The following is a 16,617-nucleotide window of genomic DNA, read 5'->3' as shown; positions in this document are numbered from 1 at the left end:
CCCCTCCAGCCACGTTAAAAGGCCGCCCATCAACTCGGGCGGCCTTCTAGTTATACGACCAATCCTAAGATCTAAGCTGGCAGCGGAACCCTGCCATTGGCCTGCTGCAACTCTTCCAGCACCGCAAAGAGGTTGGGTAACACCCTGTGTCCCAGTGCCCGGGTGGTCTCGTCCGGCTGCACTAGGTCCGGGATCTGGTAGGTGATCATCCCCGCCGCAACGGCCGCTCGGCTGCCGTTGTTGGAATCTTCAAACGCCAAACAGTGGCGGGGATCCACCCCGAGCCGGCGCGCAGCCAACTGGTAGATCTCCGGATGTGGCTTGCCATGAACCACCTCGCAGCCGGTAGTCACAGAATCAAACAGGGGGGCCAGGCCCGACAGTCTCAGTTTTACCTCTGCCAGCTCCCGATCCGAAGAGGTGGCCACCGCCAGTGGGGCGCCCTGCTGACGCAACCAGGTTAGCAGGGCCTGCACGCCCGGCTTGATGGGGATGGCACTCTCGGCCACCCGTGCATGATAGCGCTGGCGCCAGGCCTGTCTGAGCTTGGGGTAGTCCAACTGCGGACCGTACCCCTGGCGCAAGAGCCGCTCTATCCCGCCGGCGTTGCATCCGATAATGGAGAGGTACACCGGCTCCAGGAAGGGATACCCCTGTGCTTCACAAGTCTGCTGGAAAATGGACATGCAGACCCGTTCGGTATCCAGCAGCAGCCCATCCATATCGAAAATGGCCGCGGAAACACTCATTACTCTCTCCCAAAGCAGAATCGATCCATGCGGCAAAACAGGCCGCCACGGCATTTTTTAGCGGTGACCGGTTTAGCACCGCCCAGCAAGATGTCATAGCCTACCACGGCACCGGGCGATACCGGCGGGTTAACAGGGCGAACATCGCGGCATAATCGACTCAAGATTGCCAGCCCGGCAGAATCAAACCAATTCATCGATTAGAAATCTCGAACGACTCAATCCCTTTTCCCCGGGGCAAAAAAGCCAAAACATCAACGCAAAGAAGCTATAACTAATTGCGAATCCTCAGGAAAGGAAATGATCATGTTCAAAAAAGCGTTAACCGCCAGCGCCATAGCCGTCACTTTGGCTTTTGCGCCGGTCACTTACGTGGGCGCTCAGCCCGGAGCCAAGTCACCCAGTTTCTGGTGGCCCCAACAGCTGGACCTGAGCCCCTTGCGTCAGCACGCCGCAGAGTCCAACCCCCTGGATGATGACTTCGATTACGCCGAAGCCTTCAAGGCGCTGGATCTGGCCGCGGTGAAAAAGGATATCGAAGCCGTGATGACCACCTCCCAGGATTGGTGGCCAGCGGATTATGGCAACTATGGCCCCTTCTTCATCCGCATGGCCTGGCATAGTGCCGGTACCTACAGGGTCGCCGATGGGCGCGGAGGCGCCGGGGGGGGTCAGCAGCGTTTCGAACCCCTCAACAGCTGGCCGGATAACGCCAACCTGGACAAGGCCCGTCGCTTACTGTGGCCGGTGAAACAGAAGTACGGCAAGAGCCTCTCATGGGCGGATCTCATGGTACTGACTGGTAACGTCGCTTTGGAGTCCATGGGCTTCAACACCTTCGGCTTTGCCGGTGGCCGTGAGGATGACTGGGAGCCTGACTTGGTCTACTGGGGCCCGGAGCAGTCCTGGCTGGCGGACGAACGCTATAAAGGCGACCGCGAATTGCAAAACCCCCTGGCTGCGGTGCAGATGGGGCTCATCTATGTCAATCCGGAGGGCCCCAACGGCAATCCGGATCCCCTTCTGGCCGCCAAGGACATTCGCGAGACCTTCGGTCGCATGGCGATGAACGATGAGGAGACCGTGGCCCTGATCGCCGGTGGACACACCTTCGGTAAGGCCCACGGTGCCCGCAGCCCGGAGGATTGCGTCGGACCTGAGCCTGCTGCTGCGGACATCGAGGAGCAGGGGTTCGGCTGGACCAACAAATGCGGCTCGGGAAAAGGGGCGGATACCATCACCAGTGGCCTGGAGGGGGCGTGGACAGCAACCCCGGTCAGCTGGAGCTCCCAGTACCTGAACAACCTGTTCGCCTTCGAGTGGGTCAAGACTAAGAGTCCGGCGGGAGCCACGCAGTGGGTGCCCACGGATAAAAATGCCGCCAACCTGGTGCCCGATGCCCATGACCCTGCCAAGCGGCATGCCCCCATCATGTTCACCACGGATCTGGCGCTGAAATTCGACCCCAGCTACCGTGAGATCGCCAAGCGCTTCCAAAAAGATCCCAAGGCGTTTGAGCTGGCCTTCGCCAAGGCCTGGTTCAAGCTGACCCACCGGGATCTCGGCCCGCTCTCCCGTTACCTGGGCAGTGAAGTCCCCAGCGAGGTGCTGATCTGGCAGGATCCCGTCCCGGCAGTGGATCACCCGCTGATCGATGAGGGCGACATCCGCCAGCTGAAAGCGGAACTGCTGGACTCCGGGCTGAGCACTCAGCAGCTGGTGTTGACCGCCTGGGCTTCCGCCGCCAGCTACCGCGGTACCGACATGCGTGGTGGTGCCAACGGCGCTCGCCTGCGCCTGGCACCTCAGGCAACCTGGGCGGTAAACGAGCCGGACCAACTGTCCAAGGTTCTCAAGCGCCTAGAGAAGATCCAAACCGCCTTTAACCGTAAGCAGAGTGATGGCACTCGGGTATCCCTCGCGGATCTCATCGTCCTCGGCGGTGCCGCGGCTATTGAGCAGGCCGCTAAGCAGGGGGGCCACCAGATCGAAGTGCCCTTTACGCCGGGACGCACCGACGCCAGCCAGGCACAAACCGACACCGTCGCCTTTGCCGTACTGGAGCCCAAGGCTGACGCCTTCCGCAACTACTACAGCGGTGAGAGCCGCCTCTCCCCCACCCAAAGCCTGGTGGAGCGAGCCGACCTGCTGACCCTGAGCGTGCCGGAAACCACCGCACTGGTGGGGGGCATGCGTGCTCTGGGTGCCAACAGCGGCGACAGCAACCACGGTGTGTTCACCCAGCGTCCTGGCACCCTGTCCAACGACTTCTTCGTGAACCTGCTGGATATGTCGACCGAGTGGCGTAAAGCCGAGGGCAGTGATGCCCTGTATGAAGGTTGGGATCGCAGCAGCAACACCAAGAAGTGGACGGCGACGCCGGTGGATCTGATCTTCGGGTCCAACTCCGAGCTGCGCGCCATCGCCGAGGTTTACGCCGCCGATGACGCCGAAGCCGAGTTCATCGACGACTTTGTCGCGGCTTGGGTGAAGGTGATGCAGCTGGATCGTTTCGATCTGCAGTGATCCTTAACCTACAATGACAAAGGGGCGGCTGAATGCCGCCCCTTTTCTATTCCCCTTCGCGAAACGACGGGCATGCCGCGCCCATCGTCACAGGGTGGCAACGCCATGGCCCCACACCCCCTCAGTACCCGGGACCTGCCCCTGCCCCAGCAGGGCAGCTTGACCTGGATCGGGGTCCGCCCCGCCAGAAACGCCCCCATGCTCGCCCTCACCGAGGCCATCCTGCTCACCGGTCAGGGGATCCAGGGCGATCACTTCCCCTCTCGGCCCGGCAGTAAACGCCAGGTCACGCTCATTCAATCGGAGCACCTCGGGGTGATCGCCGCGCTGACCGGCGTAAGGATGGTGATGCCGGAGCAGTTGCGCCGCAACCTGGTGGTCACCGGCATCAATCTCCTGGCATTGAAGGAGCGGCGCTTTCTCATTGGGGAAACCCTGCTGGAGGGGACATCGGCCTGCGCACCCTGCCGCAAGATGGAGGCCGCCCTGGGACCTGGCGGCTACCAGGCGATGCGGGGCCACGGAGGGATCTGTGCACGTATCCTGTCAGGGGGGGTCCTGCGGCCGGGGGATCCGGTGCGCGTATTGGATCGCGAACCTTAGTCCAGGACACGTCATCGGACACCGGCGCCTCCACCAGTGTCCTCCCGTGACAGGAAAGTTGCGTTAATCGGTAAGCGTACCGGACTGGTAATCCCGAACCGCCTGCTCTATCTCCGCCTGGGTGTTCATCACGAAAGGTCCCCAGTGAACCACCGGTTCACCGATGGGACGCCCGGCCATCAGCAAGAGTCCCATCCCCTCCCCTTCGAGCGCCAACTGGTCGCCCTCGCCGAAAAAGAGCATCTGGCCCGCGTCAATCACCTGGTTGCCGCAGCGAACCTGACCCCGGTACAGGTAGGCCATCACCTTGAAGTCGGAGGTGACAGGGAGGGTCACTGAGCCGCTACCCCGAAGATCTGCGACCAGGATCGGCACTGCAGGATCCCGCAGCGGCCCATGGGTTCCCGCTAACTCACCACTGATCACGCGGGCGGAGAGGACATCACCCAGGGCGACCTCAGGGACGCTTTCCGGCTGGAAATCACGATAAGCTGGGGCTTGCATCTTCTTCGCCGCCGGCAGGTTGATCCAGAGCTGGAATCCATGCAGCTGACCCTCGGTGCTGATAGGCAGCTCCGAGTGGATCACCCCGCGACCGGCACTCATCCACTGGGCCCCGCCATCTCGAAGTTCACCGACGTTGCCCATGTGGTCCTGGTGACGGAAATGCCCCTGGAGCATGTAGGTGAGGGTCTCGATCCCCCGGTGAGGGTGAGGCGGAAAGCCGCCGATGTAATCTTTGGCCTCGTCCGCCTTGAGTTCATCGAGCATCAGGAAGGGATCCATTTTATGCTGGGTAAAGCCAGCGATACGGCGGATTTTGACCCCGTCCCCATCCTGGGTGGGGCGGGCGGACTCCACGTGAAGCAGTGGTCGCAGCGTCATGATCTTCTCCTGATCAGGTTCGTTGACAATGAGCTCAATGTATCCCCAACCCAATCGAAATGATACCGCGTTAATTTGGCCATAACGTTCGACTTATTAGGACGCTCAGCGACGATCAACGGCCAGTGGCGGCGGTGCTTCGCAGCGAGGCGGAGATCATCGCCCGTAGGGCTGCAGGCCGGACCATCTTGGCCATGAAACCGAAGCCCTTGGACTCCACCTCCTCCATCAGTTCCTTGCGGGTATCGGCTGTGATTAGGATCCCCGGCAGATCCAGCCCGTAACGCTCCCTGAGCCGCTCCATCGCCTCCAGGCCTGTTTGCCCCTGGTCCAGGTGGTAGTCGGCCAGGATGATGTCCGGCGCAAAGCCGTTCAGGCCAAGCTGGATCCGGGCATCATTGAGATCCCGGGCGATAACCACCTCGCACTGCCATCGGCCCAGCAGGGAGGAGAGGCCTGCCAGGATCTGCTCCTCGTTATCGATACAGAGCACCTTGACCCCCTTAAGCGGCGCCGAGCGGGCGGTCAGCGCCGCCATTCCCTCCGCCGCCACCGCGACACGGGCCAGGGGCACCTGGACCGAGAAGAGGGAGCCCCGTCCTAACTCCGAACGGACCTTAAGCGGATGGTCAAGCACTTGTGCGATCCCCTCGGCAATGGCCAGGCCCAGGCCCAGGCCAGTGCGCTCACCGCTGCGATCCAGCTGGCGGAACTCCTTGAAGATCTCCTCCACGTCCGCTGTATCGATGCCGCAGCCGGTGTCCAGCACCTGGATCTCCACCTGCTCCCCGCGCTTACGGCAGGCAAGCAGGATCCGTCCGCTATCGGTATATCGCAACGCGTTAGTGAGGAAATTCTGTACGATGCGGCGCAGCAGGTTGGGGTCCGTGTCGATGGTCAGATCCCGCAGGGCGTGGGAGAATTGCAGCCCCTTGGCCGTCGCCATCGCCTCGAACTCCACCGTCAACGGCTTCAGGACGGTGCCCAGGTTGACGCTGCGGCGGTTGACGGCCAAAGTCCCCGCCTCCAACTTGGAGATATCCAGCAGGTCCGACAGCATCTCGCCGGCCCCTTTCAGTGAACCGGCAATATTGGCCACGCTCTTGCGATCCGCCTCGGTCAGGGCTCCGCCCTGCATCAGGGCCGCTGTAAACAGCCGGGCGGCATTGAGGGGCTGCATCAGGTCATGCCCAACGGCGGCCAGGAACCGCGTCTTGGACTGGTTTGCCTGCTCCTCGGCGGTTTTGGCTTCCAGCAGGCGGGCATTGGCCGCCGCCAGCTCCGAGGTCCGCTCCGCCACCCGCGCCTCCAGAGTCTCGTTGGCCTCCTTGAGCGCGGCCTCCTGGGCCTTGAAGTCGGTGATGTCGGAGAAGGTCATGACGAAGCCGCCACCGGGCATGGGATTGCCCCGCATCCGTATCACCCGGCCGTCACTGCGCTTGCGCTCGGAGGTGTGGGCCGAGCCCGCTTTCATGTACTCGACCCGCTTGGCGACATGCGCCTCCACCTCACCGGGACCACAACGACCAAGCCGGGCGTTGTATCGGATGATGCTGGCCACCGGCATCCCCACCTGAAGAAAGCCCTCGGGATAATCAAACAGCTCCTCGTAACGGCGATTCCAGGCCACCACATTCAGATCCGAGTCCACCACGCTGATCCCTTCGAAGGCATGCTCGATGGCGCCACGCATCTGATCCTGGCTCATCAGGATCTTGGCACTGGCCTCATCCACCAGGGTAAACACCTCCTCTAGGGCAAGATCCCGCCCCTGAAGGACACTGTCCATCACCATCGCCGCAGAGGACGCACCCAGTACCGAGGCGATCATGCGTTCACTGTGGGCCACCATGCTCTGGTCCGCCACTTTGTTCCAGGTATCCCGGGCCACGGCGGAGGGAAACGCCCGGGCGAAGCTCTGGTAGGCCCGGCCGGGGCCGACAAAGCGGCTGGAGAGCAACAACAGATCCTGCTGGCTGACGCTGCCCACCCGACGTCCGCCCTCCCGTTCACCACCGGGCTGCTGGGCAAAGTTGGAGGCGAGGATACGATCCCGTACCGACGCGCGGGATAAAAGCGAAACCACAATGAAACAGAGGGTATTGAGCAGCAGAACCAGGGCCAGCTGGCCCATATCATCGGCCACCCCAAAAAGGGTAAAGGTTGCCGTTTCCAGCATCGGCTTAAACATCACCAGCAGCCAGCCAAAGAAGCCCACCAGCAAACCGGCTAGTACGCCATTACGGTGGCCGCGCTTCCAATACAGGGCCCCCATCAAACCCGGGGCCAGCTGAGCAAAGGCACCGAAGGCGAGCATCCCGATCCGCGCCAGCGACCCCTCATGACCAAGACTCTGGTAGGCGCCGTAGGCCGCCGCCAGCAGGAGAACGATGATCACCCGTCGGGCATTGAGCAGGCGAGAAGCGAACTGATCGTAATTTTTGCCGCGGATCTGCCCGGTCCTCAGCAGCAGTGGCACCAGCCATTCGTTGCTGATCATTACCGAAACGCTCACCACCGCCACGATCACCATGGAGGTAGCGGCGGAGATGGTTCCCAACAACGCCACCACCGCCAACCACTCCTGGCCCAGTGCCAGCGGCAGGCTGATGACGTAGGTATCGGCGGCAACAGTGTCACCCAGCAGCACCCGGCCGGAGAGCGCCAGCGGGATCACGAACAGGGAGATCAGCACCAGGTAGACCGGCAGTACCCAGCGGGCCCGGTCGACAAAACCGGTGTCCTCGCACTCCACCACCATCACATGAAACATCCGGGGCAGGCAGACAAAGGCGGCGGTGGCGATCAGCAGCTCGGGTCCAATCTCTGCCAGGTCCAACTGCAAAGAGGGCGCCACCCCGAGGGACTGAGCCTGAGCAATCACATCCGACGGCCCCGCAAAGGCAGTGAAGATCACCACAATCCCCACCAGCAAAAAGGCGGAAAGCTTGACCACAGACTCGAAGGCCACCGCCAGGATCATCCCCGGGTTATGCTCAGTCGCGTCCAGCTTTCGGGTACCAAAGAGGATCGCGAAGAGCGCCAGGGTCGCGGCGATCAGCAGCGCAAGGAGATCATCATCCAGCAGAGCGCCGCTCTGAAACAGTCCCAGTGAGAACACCGACGCCTTCAACTGCAGCGCCATGTAGGGCATCAAGCCCAGAGTGGCAATCAGGGTGACAAAGCCCGCCAGCAACTGGGACTTGCCGTAGCGGGCGGCAATAAAATCTGCCACCGAGGTGATACTTTGGTTGCGGGAGACGGTCACCAGTTGACGCAGAAAGCCAAAACCCACGGTGAACAGCAAAATGGGGCCGATGTAGATGGGCAGAAACGCCCAGGGATCCTCGGCAGCCTGACCCACGGTTCCCAGCACACTCCAACTGGAGCAGTACACCGCGAGAGAGAGGCCATAGATCATCGCCGCCGGCCGACGGCTGAGCCGGCCCATCCAACGCTCTCCACCCCAGGCCACCAGGAACAGCAGGGTGATGTAAAGCAGGCAGATGAGTAACACACTGTAGGAGGAGAGCATGGGCCGATCACTGGCAAAAAATTCCTTGCGACCAGTGTGCCAGCAAAGACCGATATCGCAAAGTGGCCGCAAGCCACCGACTATCGTCTAATGGTGAGCCCGGCAAGGGACTGGAAAACTTGCTCTACCCCAGTCGAAAGGAGAGGGAAAACCGAATGAGTACGCAGTCTCTCTATCCCGTCAGCCCCGAGTTGGCCGGATCCACCAAGCTCAATGACGAGCAGTATCGCAAGATGTACCAGGAGTCCATCGTCAATCCCGAGGGGTTCTGGCGCGAGCACGGCCAGCGGATCAGCTGGTTCAAGGATTTTACCAAGGTCCGCAAAACCTCCTTTGACGACCACAACCTGTTCATCAAGTGGTTTTACGATGGCACTCTCAACGCCAGCTACAACTGCCTGGACCGCCACCTGGAGAAACGTGGTGATCAGACCGCCATCATCTGGGAGGGGGATGATGCCAGCGAGCAGCGCACCCTGACCTACACCGAGCTTCATACCGAGGTGTGCCGCTTTGCCAACGCCTTGAAGAGCCAGGGCGTGCGTCGCGGCGACGTGGTGACCATCTACATGCCAATGGTGCCGGAGGCCGCAGTCGCCATGCTGGCCTGTGCCCGCATCGGCGCCATCCATTCAGTGATCTTTGGTGGCTTTTCCCCGGACTCCATCGCCAGCCGGGTCAACGATGGCCAGTCCAAGGTGATCATCACCGCCGATGAAGGGGTACGCGGCGGGCGGGTGATCCCCCTCAAGGCCAACATCGACACGGCACTGGAAAGCCCCGATGTCACCACCATCGAAAAGGTGATCGTACTCAAGCGCACCGGTAACGAGGCGGTCAAGCACGTCGAAGGACGGGATATCTGGTGGCACGACCTGATGGCACTCTCCTCGGAGCACTGCGAAGCCCGGGAGATGGATGCGGAGGATCCGCTGTTCATCCTCTATACCTCAGGGTCAACCGGGAAACCCAAAGGGGTGTTGCACACCACCGGCGGGTACATGGTGTACGCCTCCATGACCCACGAGTACGTCTTCGACTACCGCGATGTCGAAGTTTACTGGTGTACCGCCGACGTGGGCTGGATCACCGGCCACTCCTACATGGTGTACGGGCCGCTGGCCAACGGTGCCACCATACTGATGCACGAAGGTGTGCCCAACTACCCGGGCCCAAGCCGCCTGGCGGAGATGATCGATCGCCACAAGGTCAACATCCTCTACACCGCACCCACCCTGATCCGGGCCCTGATGGCCCAAGGCAAAGAGCACTTCGACCAGCTCGACGGCAGCACCTTGAGGATCATGGGCTCCGTGGGCGAACCCATCAACCCGGAGGCCTGGCGCTGGTATTACGAGGTGGTTGGCAAGTCCCGCTGCCCCATCGTGGATACCTGGTGGCAGACCGAGACCGGTGGCTGTCTTATCACGCCGCTGCCCGGCGCCACGGATCTCAAACCGGGCAGTGCTACCCGCCCCTTCTTCGGTGTCCAACCGGCACTGGTGGACAACCTGGGGAACCTGATCGAAGGGCCCGGCGAGGGCAACCTGGTCCTGCTCGACTCCTGGCCGGGCCAAATGCGCAGCGTTTACGGAGATCATGAGCGCTTCGTCCTGACCTACTTCAAGACGTTCCGAGGCATGTACTTCACCGGTGACGGTGCCAAGCGCGACGAGGACGGCTACTACTGGATCACCGGTCGGGTCGACGACGTCATCAACGTTTCCGGCCACCGCCTCGGTACCGCCGAGATCGAGTCGGCGCTGGTGGCGCACCCTGATGTGGCCGAGGCCGCGGTGGTGGGCTACCCCCATGATATCAAGGGTCAGGGGATCTACGCCTACGTCACCCTGAACCAGGGGGTTGAGCAGACCGAGGAGCTGCGTCAGCAACTGCGTCAATGGGTGCGTAACGAGATCGGTGCCCTAGCCTCGCCGGATCTGGTCCAGTGGGCCCCTGGCCTGCCAAAGACCCGCTCCGGTAAGATCATGCGTCGCTTCCTGCGCAAGATCGCTGCCGACGAGGTGGGAGCCCTGGGCGACTCCAGCACCCTGGCGGATCCCTCGGTGCTCGATAGCCTCATCGACACGCGACTCAACCGGGCCCGCGAGTAAGTCGGAATCTTTCCCAACAATTAGCCCGCACCCGCGGGCTTTTTTTGGGTTCTTCGCGGACTTCCGGAGCAGGCGAATACATTCCTATTGAAAAGTTTGAAATAGCGGCACTGTTGCCATTAGCCATTCACGGCTCGAAGGCGAAAGGGAGGCAGGCCCCTTTGACTGCTGCCAGTGGCTCGGCAGGGCGTATAGTGAATGAGATGGGCATAAGCAGCACCTTTTGTCGCGCAATCATTGCGCACTATCTGTGGCCGGGATCTCGATAACAACCCACTGACCAGGTCTATACTGGCACCCTGTGACAAGGGAGATTTCAATGGTAATGGCAAAAGCAATCAACCCCTTAGAGGGCGTCGATCTTGAGCGGTTCTACCTCAACTGCCAGACCCGGGAGGGTGCCCCTGTGGTGATCCGCACCATAGAGCCGGACGACAAGTATGAGATGCTGGCACTCTACCCCACCCTGTCTCAGCGCAGCCTCTACATGCGCTTCTTCCGCGTTATCCAGCAACCGACGCTGGACGAGATTGAGCGTTACACCCGTGTCGACCCGAAAACCCACCTGGCCCTGGTGGCCCTCTGGGGCCCGGAGCAGCGTTTAGGCGCCGCCGGCAGGCTGATCCGGGCCACCCCGGATTCCGATGTGGCGGAGCTCTCCTGCCTGGTGATCGATGAACTGCAACACCGCGGACTGGGACGACTGCTCAACACCAAGCTGGTAGAGGCGGGTCGGCTCTGGGGGATCACTCGGGTTATCGCCCTGGTTCACTCGGAGAACACGCCGATGTTGCGACTGCTCAAAGGCCTGGGCTACCCCACGGAGCTGGTTTACGACGAGGGTGAGTTCACCGTCACCCTGGATACCCACAACCCGCCCTGTCGGGACAATGCCACGCACCACGCTACCCTGACCGCCATGCACCAGGGGATCGAGCCCTGATGGGAACGGCTCCGGTGCTGCCACCTTCAGTGAAAATCCCGGGAGCGTGAGTCCAACCCCTCAATAAGATCCGTTCGATCCTCCAGACGGCCCGCCACCAGGTGGATCACCTCTCCCGCCTTCTCCACCACCCCCTTAACCTTGAGCAGCCGTGCGGTGAGATAGGGTTGGCGCTGATAACGGGCGGTGTCCGCCCAGACCACCAGGTTGGCGTTACCGGTTTCATCCTCCAGGGTGATAAAGGTGACACCACTGGCGGTCCCCGGCCGCTGCCTTCCCACCACCAATCCCGCCAGGGTTACAACCTGGCCATGCCGACACTGTGGCAGCTGCTCTGCCGTCAGGCACCCTGCCAGCGCCTCCTGCTGTCGTAGCAAGCTCAGGGGATGACGCCCCAGGGTCAACCCGGTATGGCGGTAGTCCCCCAGGACCGCTTCCGACTCCGACGGGGCCGGCAAGCTGACCGACTCACCCTCCCCCTCGCCCAGCTCATGGAACAACGGCAGCTGCTGCGCATGGGCCGCCAACTGCCAGCGGGCCTGGTGCCGATCACCGGCAACGCCCTTCAGGGCGTCTGCCGCCGCCAGCGCCGCCAGCGCCCCCTGACTCAATTCACTGAGCCGCACCAGCTGGGACAGGTCGGTAAACCCACCCGGTGGCCGGACCCGCTGCAGCCGCTGCCCCGCCTCTTGGGCTAGGCCCCGAACCAGACGAAACCCGAGCCTCAACGCCATCTTGCCCGCCACCGACTCGAGCCGGTGATCCCAGTGGCTAAACTGCACATCCACCGGCAGGACGTTCCCTCCGTGGCGACGCAGATCCTGCACCAGTTGCGAGGGGGTATAAAACCCCATCGGCTGGCTGTTCAACAAGGCGCAGGTAAAGGCCACCGGGTAGTGGTATTTCAGGTAGGCGGAGACGTAGGCCAGGAGGGCAAAGCTGGCGGAGTGGGACTCGGGAAAACCGTACTCTCCGAAACCGCGGATCTGACGAAATATCTGGTCCGCAAACTCGGCGCTGTAACCCCGCTCGGCCATACCGGCTTTAAGCTTGCGCTCAAACTGCGCCAGCTCACCGGGCCGCTGCCAGCGCGCCATGGCGCGACGCAACCGGTCCGCATCGCCACCAGAAAATCCCGCCGCCACCATCGCCAGCTTGATCACCTGCTCCTGGAAGATAGGGACCCCCAAGGTGCGATCCAGCACCGCCCTGACCGCCTCACTGGGGTAGCTGACCGCCTCCTCCCCGTTGCGCCGACGGAGGTAGGGGTGAACCATGTCACCCTGGATGGGACCGGGACGGACGATGGCGATCTGCACCACCAGATCGTAATAACAGCGAGGCCGCAGTCGGGGCAGCATGTTGCTCTGGGCCCGGGACTCGATCTGAAACACCCCGACACTGTCCGCCTGGCATAACATGTTGTACACCTGTGGCTGCTCCCACTGCACCTCCTCCATGCCCATGGGCTGGCCGCGCCACCGGCCAATGAGGTCGAAGCAGCGCCGGATCGCCGTCAGCATCCCCAGCGCCAGGATATCCACCTTCAACAGCCCCAGCGCCTCCAGATCCTCCTTGTCCCACTGGATCACCGTCCGCCCGGTCATGGCGGCGTTTTCCACCGGCACCAGCTCATGCAGGGGGCCGGCCGCGATCACAAAGCCCCCCACATGCTGGGAAAGGTGGCGGGGGAATCCCAGCAGCTGCTCTACCAGTGGTATCAGGTGGGCTGCCGCCCCCTCCTGCGCATCCAGCCCCAGTCGACGCAGCTGTGCCTGCCAGGGCAGCGTCGGGTCCCGCCGGTCGGTTCGCCGCACCAGGTGCTCCAGGAAAGCCGGATCCAGTCCCAACACTTTACCCACGTCCCGCAGGGCACTCTTAAAGCGGTAGCGGATCACCGTTGCCGCCAGGGCAGCCCGATCCCGCCCGTACTTGCTATAGAGATACTGGATCACCTCCTCACGGCGTTGATGTTCAAAATCCACATCAATGTCCGGTGGCTCATTACGCTCCCGGGAAAGGAAACGCTCAAACAGCAGGTTCACCTTGGTTGGGTCCACCTCGGTGATCCCCAGGCAGTAGCACACCACCGAGTTGGCCGCCGAGCCCCGCCCCTGATGCAGGATCCCCCGGGAGCGGGCAAAGCGGACGATGTCGTAGATGGTCAGGAAGAAGGGGTGGTAATCCAGCTCATCAATCAGGGTCAGCTCCCGCTGGATCTGCGTGGCGATGCCATCGGGGACCCTTTCTCCAAAGCGGCGATGCGCCCCCGCTGTCACCTCCTGGCGCAGATACTCCGATGCCGTCATCCCCTCGGGCACCAGCTCCGCCGGGTAGTCATAACGCAGGCTGTCCAGACTGAACCGGCAGCGCCGTGCGATGGCCACGCTCTGTGCCAGCCACTGGGACTGGTAGCGCTTCTCAAGCAGTGCCAGAGGCTTCAGGTAGGCCTCCGCATTGGCCGCAAGGCGATCCCCGGATTGGGCCAGAGTACAGCCATGATCGATGGCTTCCAGCACATCCAGCAACGGCTTGCGCTCCCGCCGGTGCATCCGTACCTGACCCGCCGCCACCAGCGGGATCCCGGCCCGCTCCGCCAGCGTCAGAAGGTCGGCCAATTGAGCCCCCTCCCCGGGGACCAGCACACGTTCCAGCAGCAGGTAGAGGCGGTCTTTCCAGGCTTTTGCCAAGGCAGCGGCCTGCGCGCCGGCGACGGCAGGGGCGCGAGGTTGCCACAGCAGCAGGCAATCGCTGAGGTCTGTTGCGTCGACATCCTTCCACGTCAGCCGGTAACGCCCCTTATCGCAACGGCGCCGGGCGGTGGTGATCAAACGGCAGAGCTGACCGTAACCGCAGCGACTCTGTGCCAACAGCACCAGGGTATCGCCCTGATGCGCCTCACCAAGGCGAAAATGGCTGCCGACGATCAGGGGCAGCGCCCGCTCCTTGGCCGCTTCGTGGGCTTTCACCACCCCGGCTACAGAGCACTCATCGGTCAGCGCCAGCGCCCGGTATCCCAACTCGGCGGCCATTGCCACCAGCTCATCCGGATGGGAGGCCCCCTTCAGGAAGCTGTAGTTGCTGAAACAGTGCAGCTCGGCGTAGGCCAGGGGATCAGAACCAGCCATGGAGGAACCACCCTTCAGCACTGCGAAACAGCCAGCACAGCCCACCACAGCGGGCTTGAGCGAGGAAATAGTCCCGGGCCACCGGCTGCGCCTCCCACCAGCAGGATTCGAGCCGCTCCGGCCCCCGTAACAAGCGATACTCCTCCCGGACGATGGGCTGCGGCTCCCTGAACAGCCAATGGGGTCGATGAAGGGGATAACTCTCAGACTGCTCGCTGCGCTTGTCCCCACCCTGGCCCGGCGTCACCGGATCCACGGCATACTCCGGTCGATGCTCCGACAGAGCACAGAGGCCACGCACCCGGGAGCTGCCCAGTCGGGCTGCCAACTGGGCCAGCAGATCTTCCGCCTTCCCATCCGGGGCGGTTGTGGTGAACAGGGCGCCGTTTCGGATCTGCAGGGGCTGCAGTTGCGCCCCCACCAGTTCGATCTCCGTCACCGGTTCAAACAGCACCTGACGCTCCAACTTCAGCTGGCACAGCGCCATCCAGGCCTCGGCCCGATGCTCACTGCCCGCTCCCCGCAGGGCGATCTCGGTGCAGGGGCGATGACGGTGATGCAGGCGCACCTGCAGTACAGGTAACGCCAGTTGGCGTCGGCGCAACACCTCTCCCAACTCCGTAAAAAGGCGCTTCAGTGGAAAGCGCAGACCCTGCAGATGCACCACCTCCTCCAGCAGGATCAGCTTGCGGCGGTACGCCTGGGGTGGCACATAGTCCGGGCGAGGATCCGGCCGGGTTCCCAGCAGACGCTCCAGCCACAGCAGCAGTTCTGCCCCGAAGCGTCGCCCCAGCTCGGCTCGGGGCAGCGCCATCAGTTGTCCCAGACTTTTCACGCCCATCTGAGCCAGGCTGGCGGCTTCGGGCCGGCCCAGCTGGTGAAGGGAGCAGCCAAAGAGCCGTGCCAAGGCTTTATCCGATTCCACCTGGCAGCAGCCCTCCTCCCCCTGACTGGCCAGCAGCCATGCCGCCAGCGGCGTTGGCCCCAAGGCAGCCGACCAGGGCAGCCCCATGGCGTGGAGCCCCTGCTGCAACTGCGCCAGCCAGAGGGGGATCCCGCCAAACAGGCGCAGCATGGAGCGGGCTTCCAGCACCAGCCCCTGGGGAGGCTCCAGGCTGATCTGGGCACTGAAGCCATACGCCCACTGCGCCAGCTGCTCCAGCCCCTCCCGATCCCGATCCGGATCCGACGGCAGCAGTTGCAGCCCCTCGCACAGTGCCGTGGCCGTGGCCACCTTCTGGCCCACGGCTACCCCCTGGCGCCGTGCGGCAGCGTTACACTGAGCGACCGTCAGGGGGTACCCGGACAGCAGCGCCACCGGCTGTTCCGGTGCCAACTGGGCACGCACCTGCTGATGCAGGCTCAGGTCCGGGAAGTGCAGTCCCAGCCACATCACCAGGGTCCCTGCAAGATAGAGCGGTTTCGAGGCGGTTCGGGTTCAGGCCGATGAGGCAGGGTCAGCGGGATCGCCGGTGTGGGCCAGCCGCCCCGCTGCTTGCGCAGCTGTACGGTGCATCCCTGGGGCTGGGGCCCCAACTGCAGCCGCAGCGCCACGGCATGTTGCTGAGCCAGCACCGACTCCGGCAGATGCAGCAACAGCAGGGTCTCCCCCTGCTGGGCCGCCAGCTGCAAACGCCGGGCTTCCGGCGCGGTTAATGATGGCAGCCAGGCCAGGATCAGGCTGCAGCACCCCGATTTGAGGCTGTGCTCCAGTGTCCAGAGCTGCTGCTTGCGCGCTTCGCAGGAGACCCAGATCAACCGTGACAATTCGATGCCACTGTCTGCCCAGGCCGGAGCATAGGGCAGCGCCGGCGGCGCCACCAGCAACTGCCAGCGGTCTCCCCGCTGACGGGCCTTGAACAGGGGCAGCAGCAGTTCGGTGATCCCCAGGACCCCGTGGCCATCACCGATCAGCTCCACCACCCCACAGGGGGGCCAGCCCTGCCAGGCCAGCTGACGATCCAAACTCGCAAACCCGCTGGGTATCCCAGTCGATTCCGGTTGGCACTGCCGCCCAAGCCAGATGTCGGGGCGTCGAAGCAGGGGGGAAACATCCGGGTTCATTTTGTGTTGCTCTCCACAACTCAATAGCTGTACATATATACAGTATAGCGAAGATCACCCGGAGAGAGGC

10 protein-coding genes are annotated in these 16,617 nt (G+C 62.9%); 4 read left to right on the top strand and 6 right to left on the bottom strand.

Annotated features, from left to right (window positions below):
• Positions 1 to 71: 71 nt before the first annotated feature.
• A complete protein-coding gene (locus tag ABD997_RS02920) occupies positions 72 to 749 on the bottom strand; it encodes an HAD family hydrolase (protein WP_345315523.1) in 678 nt (225 codons plus the stop codon).
• Positions 750 to 1,055: 306 nt separating this feature from the next.
• Here ABD997_RS02920 and katG point away from each other — a divergent pair, with 306 nt between their 5' ends.
• Entirely contained in the window at positions 1,056 to 3,275 is a 2,220-nt protein-coding gene (gene katG, locus ABD997_RS02915; RefSeq protein ID WP_345315522.1) for a catalase/peroxidase HPI, read from the top strand.
• A gap of 105 nt (positions 3,276 to 3,380) precedes the next feature.
• Entirely contained in the window at positions 3,381 to 3,878 is a 498-nt protein-coding gene (locus ABD997_RS02910; RefSeq protein ID WP_345315521.1) for an MOSC domain-containing protein, read from the top strand.
• A gap of 63 nt (positions 3,879 to 3,941) precedes the next feature.
• On the opposite strand, the gene ABD997_RS02905 is transcribed toward ABD997_RS02910, so the two are convergent.
• Both ABD997_RS02905 and ABD997_RS02900 read right to left on the bottom strand, forming a co-directional pair.
• Positions 3,942 to 4,763 (bottom strand): pirin family protein, encoded by an 822-nt coding sequence (locus ABD997_RS02905; RefSeq protein WP_345315520.1) that lies wholly within the window; start codon positions 4,761 to 4,763, stop codon positions 3,942 to 3,944.
• A gap of 115 nt (positions 4,764 to 4,878) precedes the next feature.
• On the bottom strand, positions 4,879 to 8,298 hold the full coding sequence (locus ABD997_RS02900) for a hybrid sensor histidine kinase/response regulator (RefSeq protein ID WP_345315519.1): 3,420 nt from the start codon (positions 8,296 to 8,298) through the stop codon (positions 4,879 to 4,881).
• A gap of 155 nt (positions 8,299 to 8,453) precedes the next feature.
• On the opposite strand from ABD997_RS02900, the gene acs reads away from it, so the two are divergent.
• Positions 8,454 to 10,412 (top strand): acetate--CoA ligase, encoded by a 1,959-nt coding sequence (gene acs / locus ABD997_RS02895; protein WP_345315518.1) that lies wholly within the window; start codon positions 8,454 to 8,456, stop codon positions 10,410 to 10,412.
• Positions 10,413 to 10,737: 325 nt separating this feature from the next.
• Positions 10,738 to 11,355, top strand: coding sequence for a GNAT family N-acetyltransferase (locus ABD997_RS02890; protein ID WP_345315517.1), 618 nt, complete (start codon positions 10,738 to 10,740; stop codon positions 11,353 to 11,355).
• Positions 11,356 to 11,381: 26 nt separating this feature from the next.
• Here ABD997_RS02890 and ABD997_RS02885 read toward each other — a convergent pair whose 3' ends face one another.
• The 3 genes from ABD997_RS02885 to imuA are packed head-to-tail and all read right to left on the bottom strand — an operon-like array spanning position 11,382 to position 16,547.
• Positions 11,382 to 14,483, bottom strand: coding sequence for an error-prone DNA polymerase (locus tag ABD997_RS02885; protein ID WP_345315516.1), 3,102 nt, complete (start codon positions 14,481 to 14,483; stop codon positions 11,382 to 11,384).
• Positions 14,470 to 15,876, bottom strand: a complete 1,407-nt coding sequence (locus ABD997_RS02880) for a Y-family DNA polymerase (protein ID WP_345315515.1) — start codon at positions 15,874 to 15,876, stop codon at positions 14,470 to 14,472. The genes ABD997_RS02885 and ABD997_RS02880 overlap by 14 nt, the downstream gene beginning before the upstream one ends.
• On the bottom strand, positions 15,876 to 16,547 hold the full coding sequence (imuA, locus tag ABD997_RS02875) for a translesion DNA synthesis-associated protein ImuA (protein WP_345315514.1): 672 nt from the start codon (positions 16,545 to 16,547) through the stop codon (positions 15,876 to 15,878). The genes ABD997_RS02880 and imuA overlap by 1 nt, the downstream gene beginning before the upstream one ends.
• Positions 16,548 to 16,617: the final 70 nt, after the last annotated feature.

The sequence above is a fragment of the Ferrimonas gelatinilytica genome, from assembly GCF_039544205.1.
Lineage (GTDB): Bacteria > Pseudomonadota > Gammaproteobacteria > Enterobacterales > Shewanellaceae > Ferrimonas > Ferrimonas gelatinilytica.
The sequence above is the reverse complement of the archived record's forward strand: the minus strand, read 5'-3'. Positions and strand labels throughout refer to the sequence as shown.

Excerpts from the sequence above, each read along its gene's own strand:
- ABD997_RS02910 (WP_345315521.1), top strand. The coding sequence starts at position 3,381 with ATGGCCCCACACCCCCTCAGTACCCGGGACCTGCCCCTGCCCCAGCAG.
- ABD997_RS02900 (WP_345315519.1), bottom strand. The coding sequence starts at position 8,298 with ATGCTCTCCTCCTACAGTGTGTTACTCATCTGCCTGCTTTACATCACC.
- imuA (WP_345315514.1), bottom strand. The coding sequence starts at position 16,547 with ATGAACCCGGATGTTTCCCCCCTGCTTCGACGCCCCGACATCTGGCTT.
- ABD997_RS02880 (WP_345315515.1), bottom strand. The coding sequence starts at position 15,876 with ATGTGGCTGGGACTGCACTTCCCGGACCTGAGCCTGCATCAGCAGGTG.
- ABD997_RS02885 (WP_345315516.1), bottom strand. The coding sequence starts at position 14,483 with ATGGCTGGTTCTGATCCCCTGGCCTACGCCGAGCTGCACTGTTTCAGC.
- katG (WP_345315522.1), top strand. The coding sequence starts at position 1,056 with ATGTTCAAAAAAGCGTTAACCGCCAGCGCCATAGCCGTCACTTTGGCT.
- ABD997_RS02920 (WP_345315523.1), bottom strand. The coding sequence starts at position 749 with ATGAGTGTTTCCGCGGCCATTTTCGATATGGATGGGCTGCTGCTGGAT.
- acs (WP_345315518.1), top strand. The coding sequence starts at position 8,454 with ATGAGTACGCAGTCTCTCTATCCCGTCAGCCCCGAGTTGGCCGGATCC.
- ABD997_RS02890 (WP_345315517.1), top strand. The coding sequence starts at position 10,738 with ATGGCAAAAGCAATCAACCCCTTAGAGGGCGTCGATCTTGAGCGGTTC.
- ABD997_RS02905 (WP_345315520.1), bottom strand. The coding sequence starts at position 4,763 with ATGACGCTGCGACCACTGCTTCACGTGGAGTCCGCCCGCCCCACCCAG.